This is a genomic window from Kitasatospora sp. NPDC057223 (genome assembly GCF_042669755.1).
Classification (GTDB): domain Bacteria; phylum Actinomycetota; class Actinomycetes; order Streptomycetales; family Streptomycetaceae; genus Kitasatospora.
Genome location: NZ_JBHUWW010000023.1, coordinates 1 through 21,194, shown reverse-complemented (window position 1 = coordinate 21,194; position 21,194 = coordinate 1). Strand labels below are relative to the sequence as shown.

General features: G+C 72.9%; 20 protein-coding genes and 1 pseudogene. 8 read left to right on the top strand and 13 right to left on the bottom strand.

Annotation, left to right across the window (positions count from 1 at the left end; all coding sequences use genetic code 11):
- The first annotated feature begins 42 nt into the window (after positions 1-42).
- A complete protein-coding gene (locus tag ACFUK0_RS11795; protein WP_380248798.1) occupies positions 43-810 on the top strand; it encodes an SDR family NAD(P)-dependent oxidoreductase in 768 nt (255 codons plus the stop codon).
- Positions 811-855: 45 nt separating this feature from the next.
- Positions 856-1,896 (top strand): NAD(P)-dependent alcohol dehydrogenase, encoded by a 1,041-nt coding sequence (locus ACFUK0_RS11790; protein ID WP_380248796.1) that lies wholly within the window; start codon positions 856-858, stop codon positions 1,894-1,896.
- Positions 1,897-1,973: 77 nt separating this feature from the next.
- On the opposite strand, the gene ACFUK0_RS11785 is transcribed toward ACFUK0_RS11790, so the two are convergent.
- The 8 genes from ACFUK0_RS11785 to ACFUK0_RS11750 form a co-directional block, all read right to left on the bottom strand.
- On the bottom strand, positions 1,974-2,735 hold the full coding sequence (locus tag ACFUK0_RS11785) for a class I SAM-dependent methyltransferase (protein ID WP_380248794.1): 762 nt from the start codon (positions 2,733-2,735) through the stop codon (positions 1,974-1,976).
- Between the two features lie 110 nt (positions 2,736-2,845).
- Positions 2,846-4,108, bottom strand: coding sequence for an RNA polymerase sigma factor (locus ACFUK0_RS11780; RefSeq protein WP_380248792.1), 1,263 nt, complete (start codon positions 4,106-4,108; stop codon positions 2,846-2,848).
- A gap of 7 nt (positions 4,109-4,115) precedes the next feature.
- Positions 4,116-4,517: a YciI family protein gene (locus tag ACFUK0_RS11775; RefSeq protein WP_380248790.1), complete on the bottom strand. Its 402-nt coding sequence runs from the start codon at positions 4,515-4,517 to the stop codon at positions 4,116-4,118.
- Between the two features lie 144 nt (positions 4,518-4,661).
- Positions 4,662-5,087: a YchJ family protein gene (locus ACFUK0_RS11770; protein ID WP_380248788.1), complete on the bottom strand. Its 426-nt coding sequence runs from the start codon at positions 5,085-5,087 to the stop codon at positions 4,662-4,664.
- A 110-nt stretch (positions 5,088-5,197) separates the two neighbouring features.
- Entirely contained in the window at positions 5,198-6,250 is a 1,053-nt protein-coding gene (locus ACFUK0_RS11765; protein ID WP_380248786.1) for an isopenicillin N synthase family dioxygenase, read from the bottom strand.
- 321 nt (positions 6,251-6,571) lie between these two features.
- Entirely contained in the window at positions 6,572-8,212 is a 1,641-nt protein-coding gene (locus tag ACFUK0_RS11760; protein WP_380248784.1) for an AMP-binding protein, read from the bottom strand.
- A 92-nt stretch (positions 8,213-8,304) separates the two neighbouring features.
- On the bottom strand, positions 8,305-9,216 hold the full coding sequence (locus ACFUK0_RS11755; RefSeq protein ID WP_380248782.1) for an oxygenase MpaB family protein: 912 nt from the start codon (positions 9,214-9,216) through the stop codon (positions 8,305-8,307).
- A gap of 120 nt (positions 9,217-9,336) precedes the next feature.
- A complete protein-coding gene (locus tag ACFUK0_RS11750; protein ID WP_380248780.1) occupies positions 9,337-9,798 on the bottom strand; it encodes a VOC family protein in 462 nt (153 codons plus the stop codon).
- Positions 9,799-10,083: 285 nt separating this feature from the next.
- Here ACFUK0_RS11750 and ACFUK0_RS11745 point away from each other — a divergent pair, with 285 nt between their 5' ends.
- Positions 10,084-11,457: an FAD-dependent oxidoreductase gene (locus tag ACFUK0_RS11745; protein ID WP_380248778.1), complete on the top strand. Its 1,374-nt coding sequence runs from the start codon at positions 10,084-10,086 to the stop codon at positions 11,455-11,457.
- Between the two features lie 77 nt (positions 11,458-11,534).
- Here the strand turns inward: ACFUK0_RS11745 and ACFUK0_RS11740 are convergent, their stop codons facing one another.
- Positions 11,535-12,728: a methyltransferase gene (locus tag ACFUK0_RS11740; protein WP_380248776.1), complete on the bottom strand. Its 1,194-nt coding sequence runs from the start codon at positions 12,726-12,728 to the stop codon at positions 11,535-11,537.
- Between the two features lie 79 nt (positions 12,729-12,807).
- On the bottom strand, positions 12,808-13,350 hold the full coding sequence (locus tag ACFUK0_RS11735) for a TetR family transcriptional regulator (protein ID WP_380248895.1): 543 nt from the start codon (positions 13,348-13,350) through the stop codon (positions 12,808-12,810).
- Positions 13,351-13,660: 310 nt separating this feature from the next.
- On the opposite strand from ACFUK0_RS11735, the pseudogene ACFUK0_RS11730 reads away from it, so the two are divergent.
- Positions 13,661-15,583: pseudogene (locus ACFUK0_RS11730) on the top strand (glycoside hydrolase family 3 protein); the annotation flags it as partial.
- Positions 15,584-15,785: 202 nt separating this feature from the next.
- Here ACFUK0_RS11730 and ACFUK0_RS11725 read toward each other — a convergent pair.
- Complete coding sequence (locus tag ACFUK0_RS11725) at positions 15,786-16,406, bottom strand: helix-turn-helix domain-containing protein (protein ID WP_380248774.1); 621 nt, start codon at positions 16,404-16,406, stop codon at positions 15,786-15,788.
- 101 nt (positions 16,407-16,507) lie between these two features.
- Between ACFUK0_RS11725 and ACFUK0_RS11720 the strand changes: the two genes are divergently transcribed.
- Complete coding sequence (locus ACFUK0_RS11720; RefSeq protein ID WP_380248772.1) at positions 16,508-17,158, top strand: hypothetical protein; 651 nt, start codon at positions 16,508-16,510, stop codon at positions 17,156-17,158.
- 5 nt (positions 17,159-17,163) lie between these two features.
- Here the strand turns inward: ACFUK0_RS11720 and ACFUK0_RS11715 are convergent, their stop codons facing one another.
- A complete protein-coding gene (locus ACFUK0_RS11715) occupies positions 17,164-17,646 on the bottom strand; it encodes an ester cyclase (protein ID WP_380248770.1) in 483 nt (160 codons plus the stop codon).
- Positions 17,647-17,787: 141 nt separating this feature from the next.
- Between ACFUK0_RS11715 and ACFUK0_RS11710 the strand changes: the two genes are divergently transcribed.
- Together ACFUK0_RS11710 and ACFUK0_RS11705 are read left to right on the top strand one after the other, a co-directional pair.
- Positions 17,788-18,363, top strand: coding sequence for a TetR/AcrR family transcriptional regulator (locus ACFUK0_RS11710; protein WP_380248768.1), 576 nt, complete (start codon positions 17,788-17,790; stop codon positions 18,361-18,363).
- Positions 18,364-18,592: 229 nt separating this feature from the next.
- Positions 18,593-18,922 carry a hypothetical protein gene (locus tag ACFUK0_RS11705; RefSeq protein WP_380248766.1) on the top strand — a complete coding sequence of 110 codons (330 nt, stop codon included), beginning with the start codon at positions 18,593-18,595 and terminating at the stop codon, positions 18,920-18,922.
- 103 nt (positions 18,923-19,025) lie between these two features.
- On the opposite strand, the gene ACFUK0_RS11700 is transcribed toward ACFUK0_RS11705, so the two are convergent.
- The gene (locus ACFUK0_RS11700; protein ID WP_380248764.1) at positions 19,026-19,694 is read right to left on the bottom strand and encodes a TetR/AcrR family transcriptional regulator; all 669 of its coding nucleotides are present in this window, start codon (positions 19,692-19,694) and stop codon (positions 19,026-19,028) included.
- 101 nt (positions 19,695-19,795) lie between these two features.
- Here ACFUK0_RS11700 and ACFUK0_RS11695 point away from each other — a divergent pair, with 101 nt between their 5' ends.
- Entirely contained in the window at positions 19,796-21,040 is a 1,245-nt protein-coding gene (locus ACFUK0_RS11695) for a cytochrome P450 (protein WP_380248762.1), read from the top strand.
- Positions 21,041-21,194 lie beyond the last annotated feature (154 nt).

Below are 21,194 nucleotides of genomic sequence, written 5' to 3'. Positions count from 1 at the left end.
CGTGCCCACCAGGCACGCAACCGTACGGAAGGAACACCGACCATGACCGTCAACGACTACACCCGGGAATTCGCCGGCCGGACCGCACTGGTCACCGGCGGCGCCTCCGGCATCGGCCTCGCCGTGGCCCGCCGGCTCGCCGCGGGCGGTGCGGCGGTCGCCGTCGCCGACTTCAACCTGGAGGGCGCCCGCAAGGCCGCCGCCGAACTGGCGGCCGACGGCGCCCGCACCCTCGCCGTGGCCGTCGACGTCACCGACCCGGAGTCCGTGCGGGCCGCCGTCCAGGAAACCGTGGACAGCCTCGGCGGGCTGCACCTGGCCGTCAACAACGCCGGCATCGGCGGCGACTCCGCGCCCACCGGCGAGTACGAGCCCGAGTCGTGGCGCCGGGTGCTGGCGACCAACCTGGACGGCGTCTTCTACTCCCTGCGCTACGAGATCCCCGCCATCCTCGCAGCGGGCGGCGGCGCCGTGGTCAACATGGCCTCCATCCTCGGCACCAACGGCTTCGCCGGCTCGCCCGCGTACGCCGCTGCCAAGCACGGCGTGGTCGGCCTCACCAAGACCGCGGCCCTGGAGTACGCGGCACAGGGCATCCGGATCAACGCCGTCGGGCCCGGCTTCATCGACACCCCGCTGCTCCAGAACGCCGACACGGCCGCCCGCGACGCCCTGATCGCGCTGCACCCCGCCGGCCGGCTCGGCCGCGCCGAGGAGGTCGCCGAACTGACCGCCTTCCTGCTGTCCGACCGGGCCTCCTTCGTCCACGGCAGCTACCACCTGGTCGACGGCGCCTACGCGGCCCGCTGACCGACCCGACACCGGGGGGCAGTCCGAAGGCAAGGAGTACGAATCATGAAGGCAGTCCAGTACCGCACGGTCGGCTCGGCCCCCGAGGTGGTCACCGTTCCCGATCCGGAGCCCGGACCGGGGCAGGTACTGCTCAAGGTCACCGCGGCCGGGGTGTGCCACTCCGACATCGCGGTGATGAGCTGGCCGGCCGAGCAGTTGCCGTTCCCGCTGCCGCTCACCCTCGGACACGAGGGAGTCGGCACCGTCGCCGCCCTGGGCGCGGGCGTCACCGGCTTCGCCGAGGGCGACGCGGTCGCCGTGTACGGGCCGTGGGGCTGCGGCAGCTGCGCCAAGTGCGCGGAGGGCAAGGAGAACTACTGCCTGCGGGCCGCCGAACTCGCCATCCGCCCGCCCGGCCTCGGCGCCCCCGGCGCGATGGCCGAGTACATGGTCGTCGACAACCCGCGCCACCTCGTGCCGCTCGGCGGCCTCGACCCGGTACAGGCCGTGCCGCTGACCGACGCCGGCCTGACGCCGTACCACGCGATCAAGCGCTCGCTCGGCAAGCTGCTGCCCGGCAGCACGGCCGTGGTGATCGGCACCGGCGGCCTCGGGCACGTGGCGATCCAGCTGCTGCGCGCGATGACCGCCGCCCGGGTGATCGCACTGGACGTGACGGAGGAGAAGCTGGCGCTGGCTCGCACCGTCGGCGCGCACGAGACGGTGCTCTCGGATGCCTCGGCGGCCGCGAAGGTCCGCGGACTGACGGGTGGCGTCGGCGCCCAGGTGGTCCTGGACTTCGTCGGAGCCCCGCCGACCACGGCCGCCGCCGGCGCGATGGCTGCCGCCGAGGGCGACGTGACGATCGTCGGCATCGGCGGCGGCAGCCTCGCCGTGGGCTTCGGCACGCTGCCCTACGAAGTCTCGGTCGCCGCCCCGTACTGGGGCACCCGCTCGGAGCTGATCGAGGTCCTGGACCTCGCCCGGGCCGGCGCGGTGAACGTCCACGTGGAGACGTACGGCATCGACGAGGCCCCGCTCGCCTACGAGCGGCTGCACGCCGGAAAGATCAACGGCCGTGCGGTGATCCTGCCCAACGGCTGACCGGCCGGCGCAGTCCGCAGTCCGCAGTCCGCAGTCCGCAGCGCCCTCGCGCCGCGGGCTGCGGGCCGCGGTGTTGTTCAGGCGGGCTTGCGGGCCTCGATCAGGTAGCGGGTCGAGTGGGCGACGAACGGGCCCTCGCGCTCGATCTGCTCGTGCAGTTCCCGCAGCCGCTCGCGGTGGCCGTCCACGGTGAAGCCCGGGACCATCCAGATCACCTTGCGCAGGAAGTAGACCACCGCGCCGATGTCGAGGAACTCCGTCCGCAGGGACTCGAAGCGCAGGTCCACCACCTCCAGCCCGGCCACGGTGGCATCCCGGCGGGCGTCGTCGGGGTGCCGTCCGCGGCGGGAGGCCTCCGGCTGCGGTCCGAGGAAGTACTCGACGAGCTCGAACACGCTGGAATGGCCGACGTGCTGGGCGAGATAGCTGCCGCCGGGCCGCAGCACCCGGGCGATCTCCTCCCACCAGACCGTCACCGGGTGGCGGCTGGTCACCAGGTCGAACGCTTCGTCGGCGAAAGGCAGCGGCGGCTCGTCCGGGTCGGCGACGACGACGGCGCCGAGCGGGTGCAGCAGTCGCGTCGCCTTGGCGACGTTGGGTGGCCACGACTCGGTGGCCACCATCAGCGGGGGCAGTTGCCGTGCGCCGGCGAGTACCTCGCCGCCGCCGGTCTGGATGTCCAGGGCGGCGGACACCCTGCTCAGCCGCTCACTCATGGTCCGCTGGTAGCCCCAGGAGGGGCGCTGCTCGGTGGCGCGGCCGTCCAGCCAGGAGAAGTCCCAGCCTTCGATGGGGGCGGCGTCGGCTTCGGCCAGCAGGTCGTCGAAGATGCTTGGCATAGCCGGAGTATTTCAGCGGGGTGGGGCGGCGGCGAGAGATTAGACGTGCTGACAGAATCTGTCATCTGTCATCTGTCATCTGTCGGCCGTTAGCCGTTAGCCGTTAGCCGTTAGCCGTTAGCCGTTAGCCGCCCCGCCCGCAGTGTGAGGTAGTGCCGCTCCGGCAGGTTGGCCGTGCGGGCTGCCGCCAGGCGGAGCTGTGCGGCGGCGCCCTGCCGGTCGCCGGAGAGCTCCAGCAGGTGGGCCCGGACCACGTGCACGCGGTGGTGGCCCGTCAGCCGTCCGTCCGCCTCCAGGGCGGTCAGGATCTCCAGCCCGGCGGCGGGCCCGTGCACCATGGATGCGGCGACGGCCCGGTTCAGGGCGACGACCGGGCTGGCCGACAGGTGTTCCAGCACTCCGTAAAGCGCCAGGATCTGCGGCCAGTCGGTCTCCGCCGCCGTCGGTGCCTCGTCGTGGCAGGCCGCGATGGCGGCCTGGACCTGGTACGGGCCGACCTGGCCCTGCGGCAGGGCGGCGGTGATCAGGGCGATGCCCTCGTCGATGGCTGCGCCGTCCCAGCGGCTGCGGTCCTGTTCGGCGAGCGGGATCAGCTCGCCGTCGGGGCCGGTGCGGGCCGCGCTGCGGGCGTCGCCCAGCAGCATCAGCGCGAGCAGTCCGGTGACCTCGCTGTCGGCGGGGAGCAGCGCGTGCACGGCCCGGGTGAGCCGGATCGCCTCCCGGGAGAGTTCGACGCGTTGCAGTTCGGGCCCGGTGCTGGTGGCGTAGCCCTCGTTGAAGATCAGGTAGAGCACGTGCAGGACGGCGTCGAGCCGGCTCGCCCGTTCCGCCTGCTCCGGCAGCCGGAACGGCACGCCCGAGGCCTTGATCCTCTGCTTGGCCCGGCTGATCCGCTGCCCCATGGTCGCCTCGGGCACCAGGAAGGCGCGGGCGATCTCGCCCGTGGTCAGGCCGCCGACCGAGCGCAGGGTGAGGGCGATCGCGGAGGCGGGGGACAGGGCGGGGTGGCAGCACAGGAAGAGCAGGGTCAGTGTGTCGTCCTGCCCGCCTGCGTCCGGCTCGTCCGCCCCCGGTGCCGTCCAGGTGTCGGCGGGGAGTTCGCGGGCGGAGCGGTCCTCGCGGCGGCGCCGGGCCTGTTCACCGCGGACCTGTTCGATCATGCGGCGGGAAGCGACCTGGATCAGCCACCCGCGCGGGTTGTCCGGCAGGCCCTCGTCCGGCCACTGGACGGCCGCCGCGAGCAGGGCCTCCTGGACGGCGTCCTCGGCGGTGTCGAAGTCGCCGTGGCGGCGGGTGAGCACGCCGACGACCTGCGGCGCGAGTTCGCGCAGCAGGTCGCCGACGGGAGCGCCCGGGCCGGACGGGGCCGTCACGGCCGCGTCACAGCTCCGTGGGCGGGGCGGACATCACCTCGCGCACCTCGATCGGCATGTTCAGCGGCTCGCCCTTCGGGCCGGGCGCGGCCGACACGTACGCGGCGATCTCCACGGCCCGTTCGGGGGTCTCGCAGTCGACGATCCACCAGCCGGCCAGGAACTCCTTGGTCTCCGCGAACGGGCCCTCGGTGACCACGGGTGTGCCGCCGGCGTGCGAGCGGACGATCTTCGCGGTGTCCGGCATCGCCAGCCCCTGCGCGTCGACCAGTTCGCCGGCCTCGGTGAGCTTGAGGTTGGTGTCCTTCATGAAGGCGATGTGCGCCTTGAACTCCTCCGGGGTCCACTCCCCGATCGGCGCGAAGTCGGTGGTCTCCTGGCTGAACTGCATCAGCAGCATGTACTTCATGGCCCTGCTCCTCGTACTCTCCCGCGCCGCCGTCCGGCGCTCTCACCCGTAGGTAGAAGCAGGAACCGGGATTTCGACATCCGTACCGGGTTTCCGCGAAAGAAATTTATCGGCCCGCCGGGACGGGCCGACGCAGGCACACCGTCAGGGCTGGGGCAGGGCGTCGAAGTAGACCCAGGCGCCCTCGTGGCGGACGAACCGGCTGTGCTCGTGGAGCACTTCCGGGTATCCGCGGTCGATGAAGTGCGCGCTGAAGTCGACCGTGCCGTGGGTGTGGAAGGGGCCGCCCTCGAAGACGGAGTGGATCTCCAGGCGGACCCACTGGAGGCCCGGGTCGATCCCGGTGTCCTGCGGCCGGGTCGCGGGGTGCCAGGTCCGTACGAGGTAGGACTCGTCGCGGACGGCGAAGGCGCTGAAGCGCGAGCGCATCAGCAGCTCGGCGGTGGGGGCGGCGCTCTCGCCCCGGTGCAGCCTGCCGCAGCAGTCGCCGTACGGTGCGGGCAGACCGCAGGGGCAGGGGGCGGCAGTGGTGACGGCGGTGACGGTGGGCCGCGTGATTCGTCGGGACATGGCGACTATTGTGCCCGCCCGCCGCAGTGGCGGGCGGGCACAGGGGTCATCGCGCGGTCATCGCACGGGTCGCCGCACGGGTCGTCGCAGCGGCGGTGCCGACGGGCCGGTCAGCGGGTGCTGTCCAGCAGCTCGGCGTGGTGCCGGCGGGTCACCTCGGGGTGCGCCCTTACGTACCCTTTCAGCTCGTTCCGTCCGAAATCGGCGAACAGCGGATTGCCCGGGTCCTGGGTGGCGCCGGGGGCGTGGTGCGCGTGCGGGAAGTCCAGCGGCTCGATGTGCGCGTCGAGCCTCGGGTTGTAGAAGAACGGCACCGAGTACCGTTCGCGGGCACCGGCCGGGCTCACCACCCGGTGGTTGGTGGCCTTGAGGTAGCCGTCGGTGGCGACCTCCAGCAGCTCGCCGAGGTTGACCACGAAGGCGCCCTCCAGCGGCGGCACCTCCAGGAACGACCCGTCCGGCCGCTCCACCTGGAGGCCGCCGACGCTGTCCTGGAGCAGCAGGGTGATGAAGCCGTAGTCCTTGTGCGCGCCGACGCCCTGGCCCGTGCCGTCCGGGGCGGTGCCGGGGTAGCGGACGAGCTTCAGCCGCAGGTGGGGGTGGCCGGCGAAGGCGTCGTCGTAGAAGTCGGGGCGGGCGCCGATGGCGGCGAGCAGTTCGTGCAGCAGGCGCTGGGCGACGGTGCTGAGCCGGTCGATCCAGTGCAGGGCGGCGGGGCGCAGGCGGGGCAGTGCCCCTGGCCACTGGTTCGGGCCCTCCAGCCACCAGTACGGCGGCTCGCCGGGCTCGGGGACGTGCGGCGGCAGTTCCGCCCCGATGTCCAGCTGGTCCCGCCAGTCCCGGCTGCCGCCGGTGAGTTCGTGCCCCGTGCGGGTGTAGCCGCGGAAGTGCGGGGAGTTGAGGTTGCTCACGGACAGCCGGTCGGCCTCGGGGAGGGCGAAGAAGGCGTGCATCGCGTCGGTCAGCGCGGTGGTCTCCCCGGCGGTGACGCCGTGGCCGGTGAGCTGGAAGAAGCCGACCTCGGTGGCGGCGGCGCGCAGCTCGGCGTGGAGCCGGGTGCGGTCCGCCGGGCTGCCGTCGGCGAGCGAGAGGTCGATCACCGGGAGTCCGGCGGCCGGGGCGCCGGGGGTGGAGGAGGGGGTGGAGGGAGCCTGCTGCGTCATGGGTGACATCCGCTGGGTCTCGTCCCGGCCGGGCCCGGTGGTGACCGGGGACGCCGGGGCCGCGCCGGGTAGGGCGGGTGCCACGGGGCCGGGAAGGGGGATGCGGGCCGGGTGGGGCCGCGCGCTGAGGGTTCGAGGGTCAGCCGGAGCGTCGACAGGACATGCTCGTGACGCGGAGCAGGTCCACGTGGCGACGGCTGACGAGTATGAGCACGTCATCCAGCCTAGATGACCCCGGCGGGGGCGGGCGAGCCCCCTGTTGTGGGACGCACCACAGGCGCCGGCCGGGTGGTCGCCCGGATGGTCGTCCGCGCTGCCGGGTCATGGCGCGAGGCCGAGGGCGCGGGCCGCCTCGCTCCGCAGCTCGACCTTGCGGACCTTGCCGCTGGCGGTCATCGGGAAGGCGTCCACCACGTGGACGTGGCGGGGGGTCTTGTAGTGCGCGAGGCGTCCTTCGCAGTAGGCGGCCAGCTCGGCCCGGCCGAGGCCGGCGGCCGGGTCGTGCAGGATGACGCAGGCGCAGATCTCCTCGCCGAGCGTCGGGTGCGGCACGCCGACCACCTGGACGTCCGAGATGCCGGGGTGGGCGTGCAGGAACTCCTCGATCTCCCGTGGGGAGACGTTCTCGCCACCGCGGATGATCATGTCCTTGATCCGCCCGACGACCGTGACGTAGCCGTCCTCGCGCATGACCGCGAGGTCGCCGCTGTGCAGCCAGCCGTCCGCGTCGACGGTCTCGGCGGTGCGCACCGGGTCGTCCCAGTAGCCCAGCATCACCGAGTAGCCGCGGGTGCAGAGCTCACCGGGCTCGCCGCGCTGCACGGTCAGCCCGGTCAGCGGGTCGGCGACCCTGGTCTCGACGTGCGGCAGCACGGCGCCGACGGTGGCCGTCCGCTGCTCCAGGTCGTCGCCCCGGCGGGTCATGGTGGAGACCGGCGAGGTCTCGGTCATCCCGTACGCGATCGCGACCTCGGGCATGTGCAGCTCGGTGAGCACCCGCTTCATCACCGCGACCGGGCACGGGGTTGCGCCCATCATCCCGGTGCGCAGCGAGGTGAGGTCGTAGCGGGCGAGGTCGGGCAGGCCCAGTTCGGCGATGAACATGGTGGGCACGCCGTACAGCGAGGTGGCGCGCTCGGTGGCGACGGCGTGCAGGGTGGCGGCGGGCTCGAAGCCGGGCCCGGGGATGACCACGCAGGCGGCGTGGGCGAGGGCGGCGAGGTTGCCGACGACCATGCCGAAGCAGTGGTAGAACGGCACCGGCACGCAGATCCGGTCCTGTTCGGTGTAGCCGAGCAGGACGCCGACGGTGCGGCCGTTGTTGAGGATGCCGCGGTGCGAGAGCGTGACGCCCTTGGGCCGGCCGGTGGTGCCCGAGGTGTACTGGATGCTGATCGGCTCGTCGCAGTGCAGTACGGGGAGGGCGCTCCCGTCCTCCGGTGCGGGCAGCCCGTCCCAGGAGGCTTCGCCGATCCAGACCGTCCGGCGCAGGGCCGGGCACCGGGCGGCGGCCTCGGCCGCCATCGCGCGGTGGTCGGCGCCGCGGTACCCGGGCTCGGCGACCAGCAGGCCGACTCCCGCGTGCCCGAGTACGTAGGCCAGTTCGTGGGCGCCGTAGGCCGGGTTGAGGGTGACCAGGATCGCGCCGATCCGGGCCGTCGCGTACTGCACGAGGACCCACTCGGGGCAGTTCGCGGCCCAGATGCCGACCCGGTCGCCCTGGGTGACGCCGGCCCGGAGCAGGCCCCTGGCCAGCGCGTCCACGTCCTCCACGAGCTGCGCGTACGTCCAGCGGCGCCCGCTGGGTACGTCCACCAGGGCCTCGCGGCCGGGGTGGGCGCCGGCGGCGCGGTCGAGGGCCTGCCCGATCGTCTCGGTGGAGAGCGGGGCGTCGGTACTGCCACGCGCGTAGGACGACGGAACCGGCACCGGTGCTCCTCCTTGAGCCGCGTGGCGTGTCATGTCCAGGCTCAGTCAGCGGTGACGGTTCGTCAAGCACAGCCGCGCCGGAAAGGCTCAGGCGGTCCGGACGGCGCCCCGGGCGCCGGCCGGTCTCAGGCGGTGGCCGGACCCTCCACCGCCGTACCGTGCGGGAACGGACAGCCGCCGCCCGCCGGCGCGTCCGGCCCGAAGGTGCCGAGTTCGCTGACCAGGTACCCGCCGGGGTAGCCCCGGACGAGTCTGCCGTCGCGCGCGTAGTGCGGTGCGCGGCGCGGCGGCAGCAGCCGCACGAAGCGCCCGCGCAGCCGCATCCCGCCCCGGACGACGGCCCGCAGCAGGGCCGGCGGCCTCGGGTAGCCGAACGCCTCCCGCAGCGGGTCGTCCAGCAGGCAGACCGAGGACCGGCGGATGGACGGGCGGACGGGAGTCGGGTACCAGGAGGCCATCAGGTCCAGCGTGGCGTCCGAGACGTCCCGCCCGCCCTGGTCGAAGGCGAAGTTGGCCCGCTCGTAGTCGTCGAGCAGCCGCTCGAACTCCTCGTACGTCTCCGGGATGCCGCGGATGTTCATGTGCCGGCCGAGCTCGCGGTAGTAGTTGACCGAGGCCCGTACCTCGTGCGCGGAGTAGGGCCGCCAGCCGTAGTCGTCGAGCCAGCGCTTGGGGACGACCACGAACGTCGCCAGCACGTACCGGAAGTCGTCGTCGGTGATGGTGTACCGCTTGTGCATCTGGTTCATCCGGCGGATCGCCTCGCGGCCCTGCACCGAGCCGAAGCCGTGCTCGACGACGGCCTCCAGGATCAGCACCGTGTCGTCGTAGCGCTTCTGCGTGCGCCCGGTGAACTCCCCGGTGGCGGCGAGCAGGCGGCCGATGCTGGGCACCGCGTACGTCCGGTACAGGGCGAATCCCAGTGCCTGGGTGGTGTCCCAGGGGAACTCGTGGGTGCTGCTGATCCGGTAGATCTCGGCGAAGTCGGTCTCCGGGTCGAGCTGCTGGATGCGGTTCAGCCAGTCGCGGCGCTTCATGGGTGCCCCTCCTGCGGCCGGTCGGGACCGAGAAGTGGTTCGGACCCGACGTTACTCGGCGGTCACCGAGACTCTAGGCGGGCCCCGAAGGCCGGTCAACGAGACCTCGGTGACACCGGGTCAGGCCCCGGGAGCGGCCGGCCGGCGGGGTTCGCCGGGGTAGGTGCCGAACGACCAGCGGTTCCCCTCGGGGTCGCGGAACGCGCAGTCGCGGGAGCCGTAGTCCGTCTCGTGCAGCCCGGAGAGCACCTCGGCGCCGGCGGCCACCGCGCGTGCGAACAGCGCGTCCGGGTCGTCGGTGACCACGTACGCGCCGAAGCTGCCCGGGCGCAGCGGCCACGGGTCCTCGCTGTCGTCCTCCTCGCGGGCCGAGCCGAGCATGACGCCGCCGCCGGGCGGCCAGGCCAGCTGCGCGTGGTGGACGTGCTGCTCGTCGCCGTAGACGGCGGTCTCCTCGAAGCCGAAGGCCTCGACCAGGAAGCGGATCAGTGCCCGCGCGTCGTGCGCCCGCAGGCTGGGCCACACCTGCGGGGGAGGGGGCGCCGCGGCCGGGCCGGGCGCGGCGGGTACGGTGTCTGCCATGGTGCGGGGCCTCCTCGGCGGGGCTCGGGGGAGTCGTCGAGTCGTCCCCGGTCCTGCTGTCCAGCGTAGGCAGCGGGCCCGGTGCGGGCCCCCGCGACACGTGCGCCCGCCGTGATCCGCCCGCGCTGCCGCCGCCGGGTTCCCCGTCCGGCATAGGTCGGCTCTATGGCCCCATAGGTCCGAGGTGGCTACCGGACGGGCGCGCCGGCCGCGAGGCTGTCCCGGGAGCACGGCCCGCCCGTACGCGTCCGCTCAGTCCAGCCCTGCCCGTCGGAGGAAACCCAGATGCCCCGTCCCATCCGAGTGGCGATCGTCGGAGCCGGCCCCGCCGGCATCTACGCGGCCGACGCGCTGATGAAGTCCGACGTCGCCCAGGACCCCGGCGTGTCGATCGACCTCTTCGAGCGGATGCCCGCCCCGTTCGGCCTGATCCGCTACGGCGTGGCCCCCGACCACCCGCGCATCAAGGGCATCATCACCGCCCTGCACCAGGTCCTGGACAAGCCGCAGATCCGCCTCTTCGGCAACGTCGACTACCCGGGCGACATCAGCCTCGACGACCTGCACCAGTTCTACGACGCGCTGATCTTCTCCACCGGCGCCGACGCCGACCGCGACCTCGGTGTCCCCGGCGTCGAACTGGACGGCTCGTACGGCGCCGCCGACTTCGTCTCCTGGTACGACGGCCACCCGGACGTCCCGCGCACCTGGCCGCTGGAGGCGCGGCAGGTCGCCGTGCTCGGCGTCGGCAACGTAGCCCTCGACGTCGCCCGGATCCTGGCGAAGACCGCCGACGAACTCCTGCCCACCGAGATCCCGCCGAACGTCTACGACGGTCTCGCCGGCAACCGGGCCGTCGAGGTCCACGTGTTCGGCCGGCGCGGCCCCGCGCAGGCCAAGTTCAGCCCGATGGAGCTGCGCGAACTCGACCACTCGCCGACCATCGAGGTCATCGTCGACCCCGAGGACATCGAGTACGACGACGGCAGCATCGCCACCCGCCGCGCCAACAAGCAGGCCGACATGGTCGCCTCCACCCTGGAGAACTGGGCGATCCGCGACACCGGCGACCGCCCGCACAAGCTGTACCTGCACTTCTTCGAGTCGCCGGTCGAGATACTCGGCGAGGACGGCCGGGTCGTCGGGCTGCGCACCGAGCGCACCGAACTCGACGGCACCGGCAACGTCAGGGGCACCGGCCGGTTCCGTGACTGGGACGTCCAGGCCGCCTACCGCGCCGTCGGCTACCGCTCCGCCGAACTGGCGAAGCTGCCGTTCGACGCGCTGTCCGGCACCGTCCCGCACGAGGCGGGCCGGGTCGTCGAGAACGGCTCCCACCTGCCGTCCACGTACGTCACGGGCTGGATCAAGCGCGGCCCGGTCGGCCTGATCGGCCACACCAAGGGCGACGCCAACGAGACGGTGGCCTGCCTGGTGGAGGACTACCGCGGCGACCGGCTGCGCACCCCCGACGCACCGCAGGAGGACGCCGTCGTCGCCTTCCTGGAGAGCCGCGGCGTCAGCTACACCACTTGGGAGGGCTGGCACCGCCTCGACGCCCACGAGCGCGCCCTCGGTGAGCGCGAGGGCCGCGAGCGGGTCAAGGTCGTCGAGCGCGAGGAGATGCTCCGGGCCAGCTCGCAGGCCCCGGAGCAGTGACCACTGCGCGATGACTCTCGCGCGGTGAACCTCGCGCGGTGACCCCGGACGGCCGTCCGGGGTCACCGCGTCCGGGGTCACCTGCGGACGGCCCGCAGGATCACGAACTTCGGGTCGCTGCTGACGATCTCGCAGTTGCCGAACAGCCGCCGCAGCTTCACGTGGTAGCCGAGGTGCCGGTTGCCGATGACCCACAGCTCGCCGCCCGGGCGCAGCGCGTCCCGCGCACCGGTGAACATCCGCCGGGACGTCGCGTCGGTCGTCGCCTGATGGGTGTGGAACGGCGGGTTGTTCAGCACCAGGTCCACCGAGCCGGCCGGTACGTCCGCGAGGCCGTCGCCGACCAGGAACTCCGCCCCGCCGTGCACGGCCGGGTCCGTGTTCGCCCGGTAGGTGGCCACGGCCGAGGCCACCGCCTGGTGCGACTCGTCGACGAACAGCACCTCGGCCGCCGGGTTGGCCAGCGCCGCCGCCGTGCCCACCACGCCGTTGCCGCAGCCCAGGTCGACGACCCGCTCGCGCCCGCTGCGCCGCGGCAGGTGGCGCAGCAGGAAGCGGGTGCCGATGTCGAGGCGCTCGGCGCAGAAGATCCCCGCGTGGTTGACGACCGTCCGCCCCGAGACCACGCCGATGTCCTCGGGCAGCTGGTAGCTGTGCGGCCACGGGTCGGTGCCCCGGGGGAGCGCGAGGTCCGGCGTGCAGAGGATCAGCCGCGCCTTCCGGACCGCCAGTGACGTCCGGGTCGGCCCGAGGATCCGTTCGAACAGCTTCAGCGTCGAGGTGTGGATCTCGGTGGTCATCCCGGTACCGACGATCACGGTGCCCGCGTGCACGGACGGTGCCAGCCGGTGCAGCTGGTCCTCCAGCAGCGCGAGGCTCTTGGGCACGCGCACCAGCAGGACGTCGATCCGCTCCGGCGGAGTGTCCCTGGTCGACAGCAGCTCCACGGCGTCCGTACCGGCCGCGGTGCGCCCCAGGTTGGCCCGGGTCGCCTGCTGGCCGAGGTGGGAGTCGCTGATCTGCACGAGCCGGCCGCCCCCGGCTCCGGCGAGGGCGCCGCTCAGCGCGGTGACCAGCGCGCCCCAGCGGTCGCCGAGGGCGACCACCGTGCCGGACAGCTCCGCCCGGTGGCCCTCGGCACTGTCGGCGGTCCCGTCGAGGTGGCGGAGCAGGTACTCGTCGGCGGCGTCCCAGGCTCGGAGCTGGTCGCGCGGGTCCTCGGGGAAGCGGGTGAGGGCGTAGTCGCCCCATGACGTCGTCAAACGGTTCATTGTCCGCCCAGGCTAGCCGAGTGGCGCAGGTGTGCCGCAGTCACCGCAGGTGGGAGCGTCCCCGGGTCGGGCCGGCCCGTCAGTCCTGCGCCGGGAGCAGGTCGGCGAGCAGCGCGTCGATGACCCGCCGGGTGGTGGCGGCCATGTCGACGGACTGCGGGGCGAGCAGCCACTGCACCTGGAGCCCGTCCATCACGGCGATGACGGCCGTGGCGACGCCCTCGACGTCCAGGTCCTCGCGGACCTCGCCCAGTTGGCAGGCCTCGCACAGGGCCTCCGTCACCATGGCGCGCAGGCCGTCGTAGCGGTCGCGGAAGAACTCCTGCGCGGGGTGGCCCTCGGTGACGCTCTCCGCCGACAGCACGGTGTACAGCCGGACGATGCCCTCGCGTTCGGCGTTGCGCCGGACCGTGTCCACCAGGTGGTTCAGGAAGGCGATCCCGCGCGGGCGCTCCGGGCCCAGCTGCTCGATCTCCGAATTGTCCCGCAGCTCCAGGACGCTGCTCAGCAGTGCTGTCTTGGAGCGGAAGTGGTGCAGCAGGCCGGCCTGGGTGAGCCCGGCCCGCTCGGCGATCTCGGCCAGTGAGGCGTTGTGGTAGCCGCGGGTGGCGAAGGTCTCCACCGCGATGGCGAGGATCTCCTCGCGCCGTCGTGCGCCGGAGGCGCGGGGGGAGCGGGCGGCGGGCTCCGGGGCGACGGTTCCGGTGGCCTCGTTCGTGCTTTTGGGTCTCACCTGTCGGAGTCTACGGTCCCGGGCGCGGCGGCGCGGTCGGCGGCCCGTCGATCCGTCACGTCCTGAAAAAAGTGTCTGCAGAACACTTACCAAGTGGTTGGTAGGTCTGATTTCATTCAGCCGTTGCACCGGGCCGCGTCCGCGACACCCACCCGATCGAGACGGAGAGACACCTGTGAAGTTCCTCCCCATCGGTACCACCGCCCGCCGCCGGGCCGCGCGCCGCCGCGCCCTGCTCGGCGGCGCGCTGCTCGCCGCGACCGCGCTGGCCGCCGGCGCCGTGCCCGTCACGGCGGCGCAGGCCGTCACGGCGGGCGCGGGCGCCAGGCCGCTGCCGTACCTCGATCCGAAACTGCCGGTGGAGAAGCGCGTCAGGGACCTCCTCGGCCGGATGACGATCGAGGAGAAGGTCGGCCAGATGACCCAGGCGGAGCGCAACTCCGTCAACGGCGACCTGACGCAGATCACCACCCTGGCCCTCGGCTCGCTCCTCTCCGGCGGCGGCTCCACCCCGACCCCGAACACGCCGGAGGCCTGGGCGGACATGATCGACGGCTACCAGCAGCGCGCCCTCGACACCCGGCTGCACATCCCGCTGCTGTACGGCATCGACTCGGTGCACGGCGACAACAACCTGGTCGGCGCGACCGTCTTCCCGCACAACATCGCGCTGGGGGCGACCCGCGACCCGGACCTGGTCCGCGAGGCGGCCCACATCACGGCCACCGAGACCCGGGCGACCGGCCCGCAGTGGGTGTTCGCCCCGTGCGTCTGCGTCGCCCGCGACGACCGCTGGGGGCGCACGTACGAGAGCTTCGGCGAGGACCCGGACCTGGTCTCCCGGATGGAGACCGCGATCGACGGCCTCCAGGGCGACAGCAGGGAGGACCTGGCCCGCCCCGACCGGGTGCTGGCGACGGTCAAGCACTTCGCCGGGGACGGTGACACCACGTACGGCACCTCGACCAACGGCAGCTACAAGCTCGACCAGGGGGTGACGGTCACCGACCGCGAGCACTTCCGGAAGATCGACCTCGCGCCGTACGTCCAGGCCGTCCGCCAGCACGACGTCGGCAGCATCATGCCGTCCTACTCCAGCGTCGACTGGACGGAGGACGGCGTCGGCAACCCGGTCAAGATGAGCGCCAGCAAGGAGCTGCTGACCGACGTCCTCAAGCAGAAGATCGGCTTCGAGGGCTTCCTGATCAGCGACTGGGACGCGATCCACCAGCTGCCCGGCGACTACCCGGCCCAGGTGCGCACGGCGGTCAACGCCGGGCTGGACATGTTCATGGAGCCCTACAGCGCGGGGAAGTTCGAGCAGACACTGCTCGCCGAGGTGGCGGCCGGGAACGTCGCGACGACCCGTATCGACGACGCCGTCCGCCGGATCCTGCGCGCCAAGTTCGAACTGGGCCTCTTCGAACACCCCTTCACGGACCGCCGCAACGCCGGCACCATCGGCTCGGCAGCCCACCGCGCCGTCGCCCGCAAGGCCGTCGCCGAGTCCCAGGTGCTGCTGAGGAACAGCGGCCGCGCGCTGCCGCTCAAGGCCTCCCAGCGGATCTACGTGGCAGGCGTCAACGCGGACAACATCGGTAACCAGGCGGGTGGTTGGACGGTCACCTGGCAGGGGCAGTCCGGCAGCACCATCCCCGGCACGACGATCCTCCAGGGCATCCGGCAGAACGCGCCGCAGGCGGCCTACAGCGCGGACGCCTCGGCGCCGACCGACGGCTACGACGTCGGCATCGTGGTGATCGGTGAGACGCCGTACGCCGAAGGCGTCGGCGACGTCGGCAACGGCGGCCGCACCCTGGAGATCTCCGCCGCCGACCGGGCGAACATCGACCGCGTCTGCGCGGCCATCAGCACCTGCGTCGTCCTCGACGTCGCGGGCCGCCCGCAGATCGTCACCGACGAACTCCCGAAGACGGACGCCTTCGTGATGTCCTGGCTGCCCGGCAGCGAGGGCGCGGGCGTCTCCGACGTGCTCTTCGGCAAGCGCCCCTTCACCGGCAAGCTCCCCGTCACCTGGCCGCGAAGCGAGGCCCAGGAGCCGATCAACGTCGGCGACAAGGTGTACGACCCGCTGTTCGCGTACGGCTACGGGCTCACCACCCGCCGCTGACGCCCCAGACCGGCGCTCGGGGCAGGCCCTTCACGCCCGCTCCGAGCGCCCCCGACCCCGCCGTGACCGGCGGCCGCATGTGGGATGTGGCTGCTGGTCGCGGCGGTTTCCTCCGCCCCGGCCGTCGTACTGGCCGTGGTTGCCGTGGTTGCCGTGGTTGCCGTGGTTGTCCCGGCGGCCCGCTTCGGCCGGGTCAGTGGACGGACTTGTCCGCGCTGCCGGTCCTGGCGCGGACGTGCATCCGCTCGCCCTGGCGGCCGAAGAGGCTCAGGAGTTCGACGGGGCCGTCGCCGGTGCTGCCGAACCAGTGCGGCTGCCGGGTGTCGAACTCGGCCGCCTCGCCCGGGCCCAGCACCACGTCGTGGTCGGCCAGGACCAACCGCAGGCGTCCGGAGAGGACGTAGAGCCACTCGTAGCCCTCGTGGGTGCGGGGCTCCGGCGTGCACCGGGTGACCGGGATGATCATTTTGAAGGACTGCAGCGGCCCGGGGAGCCGGGTCAGCGGCACCACGACGCTGCCGTTCACCTGCTTGGGGGTCAGGCGGACCCGCGGATCGCCGACCTCGGGGGCGCCGACCAGTTCGTCCAACGGGACCTGGTGGGCCTGGGCGATGGGGAGCAGCAGCTCCAGACTCGGCCGGCGCTGGCCGGACTCCAGCCGGGACAGCGTGCTCGTGGAGATGCCGGTGCTCTCGGCCAGCGCCGCCAGGGTCACACCGCGCCTGGTCCGCAGACGCTTGAGCCGGGGCCCGACCTCGGTCAGGGCCTTGGCGATGGCGGGCGAGTTCTCCGGTGAGTGCTCCATGCCGTCCATTGCATCGCACCCGTCCCGGAACTGGCAAGCACGGTTGCCGTGGACGGGCGGAGGACCCGCGTCGGGCCGGGCCGGCGACCGTCGGCGATAGGGTGGCCGCCATGCTGAACAGGGAGGACCGGCCGGGGTCCGTCATCGCCCGGGCCGGCGAACTCCCCGACAGCGCGGCGCCGCCCCGCGCGCACGGGCGGCTCGCACGCGCCGTCACCGACGTGCTCCAGCCGCGCAACACCCTCGTCGCGGGCATGCCCGCCGTCGGCCTGGCCGCGGCCGGCGACTGGACCGGCATCCCCTGGGGCCTGCTCGGCGCGCTGTGCGCCGGTGTCGTCCCCGCCGCCTACATCGAGTGGGAGCGCGGACGGGGCACCTGGGGCGACCGGCACGTCGTCGACCGTACCCAGCGCGCGCCGATCTTCCTCGTCATCCTCGGCTCGGTCGGCGCCGGGGCCGGGCTGATGCTGCTGGGCGGCGCGCCCGGGGGAGTCCTCGTGGCGATGCTCGCCCTGTGGGTGATGACCGTCGTCCTGCTGGCCGTCAACTCCGCCTGGAAGATCAGCGTCGACTCCGCGGTGGCGTCCGCCGTGGTCGCCGTGCTCGCGGCGGTCCACTCGCCCTGGTGGAGCGTCGGGTACCTGCTCGTCGCCGCGGTCTGCTGGTCACGGGTCGCGCTGGGCTACCACACGGCGCTCCAGACGGTGGCCGGTGCGGGCCTGGGTGCGGCGACCGCTGCCGCCTTCGCGCTGCCGCACTGAACGGTTCACCGCCGCTGTGCCGCCGGGCCGGAGGCCGACGGCTTGTCGAGCGGTTCGTCGAGCGCGTCGGAGAGCGGGTCGTCGAGCGGGTCGGGGAGCGGTTTGTCGAGCGGGTCGGGGAGCGGGTCGGCGAACACCCAGTGCTCGACGAGCCGGCCGTTCCGGACCCGGACCAGGTCGGCCCCGTTGAGCTCGAAGTGCCGGCCGGTCGGCGGCAGGCCGAAGAAGTCACCCGTGTGGGTGCCGCGGATGGTGTAGCGGTTGGCGACCCATTCGCCGTTCTCCACGCTGTGCTCGGTGGTGACCCGCAGGTCGGGGCAGCCCGCGTGCATCAGCTCCCACTGGCGCCGCCAGTCGTGGTGGGTGGCAGGGTGCCCCTGGTTCAGTGAGTCGGCGGCGACGAGGCCGAGGCAGGCGTCCAGGTCGCCGGCCTCACGTGCCTCGATGATCGCCCTGACAACCGCGGCTGGTCCCATCGCGTCGGCCATCTTCCTGCCTTCCGGTGAGCGGTGCCGGTAACTGGGGAGCAGTCCCCGTTTTCCGGTCGGGAGAATACGGGGAGTTGTCCCCGCTTCTTGCCGACGACCATACGAGGACTGCTCCCCGGTTGGCAAGTAGGATGCGGGGCGATGTCCTCCCCACCACCGCCCCGACGGCGGGCCGACGCCCAGCGCAACTACGAGCGCCTGCTGGCCGCGGCCGAGACGGCGTTGAACGCCCACGGCGCCGCTGCCTCCCTCGACGACATCGCCAAGTCCGCCGGGGTCGGCAACGCGACGCTCTACCGGCACTTCCCGACCCGCGAGAAGCTGATCGAGGCCGTCTACGACCAGCGGATCGGGGCGCTCTGTGCCGCGGCCGGCCGCCTGGCGGCGACGGAGCGGCCCGGTGACGCTCTCGTCGGCTGGCTGCGGGCCGCCGTCATCCACATCAACGCGAGTCGAACGCTCGGCGACGCCTTCAATGCCGCGTACCAGGGCCCGCCCGACGCCGAGCCGCCGCAGGTCACCGCCTGGCACCGGTCCGTGCGCGAGGCCGTCGCCCCGCTGCTGCATGCGGCCCAGGGTGCCGGCCGCGTGCGGGCGGACCTCGACGGCGCGGAACTCATCGCCCTCGTCACGGCCGTCGCCCGCGCCGGGAACCCCGCCCAGGCGGGCCGTTTCCTGGAGATCCTGCTGGAGGGCATCACCCCTCGCGCGGTATAGCCGCGGAGTCATCGCCGGAGGGAATAGCGGCCCGTCGCTTCGGAGCTGCGACCGGAATCCCGGGCAGTGGTGAAGTTTGTGCACGATCTCCCGTTTGGGCTGCTCAGGCGATTCTCCCGGCGGTTCCGGGCCTCGGGTGAATCCGGGACACGCCATTCGGGGGACGGTCCCGTCCGGGAATCCGACCTGTGCCTAATGTCGCTCTGGCACAGTCGAGGAAAGGATGGAAATGAACCGTACTGTCAAGGTCGCGGCGCTTCTGCTCGTCGCGGGCGGCATTCTCTGCCAGCCCACCGCCGCCTTCGCGGACGCCTCCGGGCCGGGCTTCACGATCATCGCCGGGGACGGGAACCAGGTCGCCGGGGACGACATCTTCAACGCCGGCTACGACAACATCGTGGGCTCGGGCAACGGTGAGAGCGGTGACGGGTCGAAGGTCGCCCCGGCGAGCCGCACGATCATCATCGGGAACGGGAACCAGGTCGCCGGGGACGACATCTTCAACGCGTTCCACGACAACATCGTGGGCTCGGGCAACGGTGGCAGCGGCGTGAGCTAGCCGCGTTGCAGGGCTGTGGTGACGCGCCGGCAGTGCTGTACTGCCGCGCCGCGACGGCGGCCGGCTGCCCCTCGGGCCTCGCGCAAGCAAGCGAGGCCGGGGGTCAGTCGGCCGTCTGCGTGCGTCCGCCCAACTCCGCTAGAAAAGAAGCCAGTTGGACGCTCGTGAGCGGTGCTGCGGGGAGCGGGCGGGCCACCGGCGTGCGGAGGCCGTCGAGGAACAGGGCGAGGGGGCGGTGCCAGGCGCCGGGCGCCGCGGCCTCCAGCGCCGGAGCGACTCGGCCCAGTGCGGCCAGAGTCAGCAGCAGGTCCTCCGGGGTGACGTCGCCGCGTACCGTCCCGTTCTCCTGCGCCCGGCCGACCAGCATCGCGACCGTCTCCAGGTTGTGCGGGTGCAGGGCGTCCAGCGAGGGGACGCCCGCCAGGCCCGTCGTCATCAGGTCGCCTGCTCCCCGGTCGGTGGCGAGCAGGGCGAAGACCCGGTCGAGGTAGCCGGTGAGGCCGGCCCATGGGTCGGCGGCCGACCGGGCCTGCTCGCCCGCTTCCCTGATGGTGCCCAGTGCCTCCCGGAACACCGCTTCGGCCAGTGCCGCCCGGTCGGGGAAGTGCCGGTAGAGCGTGGCGTTGCCGAAGCCCGCATGCCGGGCAATGACGTTGAGCGGTGCGTCGACGCCCTGCTCGGAGTACACCTCGCGGGCTGCGGTGATCAGCAGTTCTCGGTTGCGGCGGGCGTCGCGCCGTCGGGCGGGAGGTTCGGGCCGGTCGGTGGTCACGGGGGAACGGTACCCCTATCGGGGAGGGCTGTCCGTTTCCTGGTACGGTCGGAAGGCAAAGCGGGGAGGGTTGCCCGTTTTTCCATCGGGAGGGAACTGCCTTGACTGCTCCGACACTTCAGGACCTGGCCCCTGCGGGCCTGGACGTCACCGTCGACCCGTACCCGGTCTACGCCGCGCTCCGTGCGGAAGGACCGGTGCACCGCATCCACGTCCCCGGATCCGGCGAGGCCTGGCTGATCGTGGCCCGCGACGAGGCCCGCGCCGCCCTCACCGACCCCCGGCTGCGCAACGACATCCGCTTCTCCTCGACCTGGACGGACGACGGCGGCCACGCCGTCGGCCTCAACATGCTCCAGGCCGACGCACCTCGGCACACCCGGCTGCGGGCACTCGTCGCCCGCGAATTCACCCCCGGCCGGATCGAGGCGCTGCGCCCCCGGATCGAGGAACTCGCCGACCGCCTGGTCGACGGCCTGCTGGACACGGCGGTCGCCACCGGATCCGCTGATCTCGTCAGCTCCTTCGCCCTGCCGCTGCCGCTGACCGTCATCTGCGAACTGCTCGGGGTCCCCACGGCGGACCACGGCGACTTCCACCGCTGGTCCAGCGAGATCGTCGCACCGACCTCGGAGGAGGCCGCCGGTGCGGCGGTCGCCGGTATGACCGGCTACTTCGCCGCCCTCATCGAGGAGAAACGGGCCAATCCGAGCGACGACCTGCTCAGTGCCCTCGTCGCCGCCGCAGCGCCCGGAGCGGCGGCGGCCCCCGCGGCGGCGCCGCTCACGCCCAGGGAAATCCCGCTCACGCCCGAGGAACTCCTCGGCATGGCTTTCCTGCTGCTCGTCGCGGGCCACGAAACGACGGTCAACCTCATCTCGGGCGGGGTGCTCGCCCTGCTCACCCACCCCGGCCAGCTCGCCGCCCTGCGCGAGGACCCGGCCCTCATCGGCGGCGCCATCGAGGAGATGCTCCGGTACGACGGCCCGGTCGGCGCCGCTGCCTTCCGCTTCGCGGCCGAGCCGGTGGAGATCGGCGGCACCGTCGTCCGGGCGGGCGACTCCGTCCTCGTCTCCCTGGCCGCCGCTTCCCGGGATCCCGGTCACTTCCCCGACCCCGACCGGTTCGACATCCGGCGCAAGCCGGCCGGCCAGCTCGGCTTCGGCCACGGCATTCACCACTGCCTCGGTGCCCCACTGGCCCGAATCGAGGCCGCGACGGCCATTCGCCTCCTCCTCGAACGCTGCCCCGGCCTCACCCTGGCCGCCGACCCGGCAGGCCTCGAACGCCGTACGAGCGTCATGCTCAGGGGCGTGCGCAGCCTGCCGGTGCGGATCTCCGGCTGACGCGCCGCAGGCCTGTGCCTGCGGGTGGGCCCCGGCGCCCGGCCTCGCGAACCCGGGTTCACGAGGGCGGGCGCGCCCCCGGCCCGCGGGCCAGTCGCGCGTCCCGCTGCGCCGCCACCGCGGCGTGCGTGATGTCCCCCACTCTGCCGTACCA

Coding starts and splice junctions, on each gene's coding strand:
- ACFUK0_RS11795 (WP_380248798.1), top strand. CDS start 43: ATGACCGTCAACGACTACACCCGGGAATTCGCCGGCCGGACCGCACTG.
- ACFUK0_RS11790 (WP_380248796.1), top strand. CDS start 856: ATGAAGGCAGTCCAGTACCGCACGGTCGGCTCGGCCCCCGAGGTGGTC.
- ACFUK0_RS11785 (WP_380248794.1), bottom strand. CDS start 2,735: ATGCCAAGCATCTTCGACGACCTGCTGGCCGAAGCCGACGCCGCCCCC.
- ACFUK0_RS11775 (WP_380248790.1), bottom strand. CDS start 4,517: ATGAAGTACATGCTGCTGATGCAGTTCAGCCAGGAGACCACCGACTTC.
- ACFUK0_RS11770 (WP_380248788.1), bottom strand. CDS start 5,087: ATGTCCCGACGAATCACGCGGCCCACCGTCACCGCCGTCACCACTGCC.
- ACFUK0_RS11765 (WP_380248786.1), bottom strand. CDS start 6,250: ATGACGCAGCAGGCTCCCTCCACCCCCTCCTCCACCCCCGGCGCCCCG.
- ACFUK0_RS11760 (WP_380248784.1), bottom strand. CDS start 8,212: ATGACACGCCACGCGGCTCAAGGAGGAGCACCGGTGCCGGTTCCGTCG.
- ACFUK0_RS11755 (WP_380248782.1), bottom strand. CDS start 9,216: ATGAAGCGCCGCGACTGGCTGAACCGCATCCAGCAGCTCGACCCGGAG.
- ACFUK0_RS11750 (WP_380248780.1), bottom strand. CDS start 9,798: ATGGCAGACACCGTACCCGCCGCGCCCGGCCCGGCCGCGGCGCCCCCT.
- ACFUK0_RS11745 (WP_380248778.1), top strand. CDS start 10,084: ATGCCCCGTCCCATCCGAGTGGCGATCGTCGGAGCCGGCCCCGCCGGC.
- ACFUK0_RS11740 (WP_380248776.1), bottom strand. CDS start 12,728: ATGAACCGTTTGACGACGTCATGGGGCGACTACGCCCTCACCCGCTTC.
- ACFUK0_RS11725 (WP_380248774.1), bottom strand. CDS start 16,406: ATGGACGGCATGGAGCACTCACCGGAGAACTCGCCCGCCATCGCCAAG.
- ACFUK0_RS11720 (WP_380248772.1), top strand. CDS start 16,508: ATGCTGAACAGGGAGGACCGGCCGGGGTCCGTCATCGCCCGGGCCGGC.
- ACFUK0_RS11715 (WP_380248770.1), bottom strand. CDS start 17,646: ATGGCCGACGCGATGGGACCAGCCGCGGTTGTCAGGGCGATCATCGAG.
- ACFUK0_RS11710 (WP_380248768.1), top strand. CDS start 17,788: ATGTCCTCCCCACCACCGCCCCGACGGCGGGCCGACGCCCAGCGCAAC.
- ACFUK0_RS11705 (WP_380248766.1), top strand. CDS start 18,593: ATGAACCGTACTGTCAAGGTCGCGGCGCTTCTGCTCGTCGCGGGCGGC.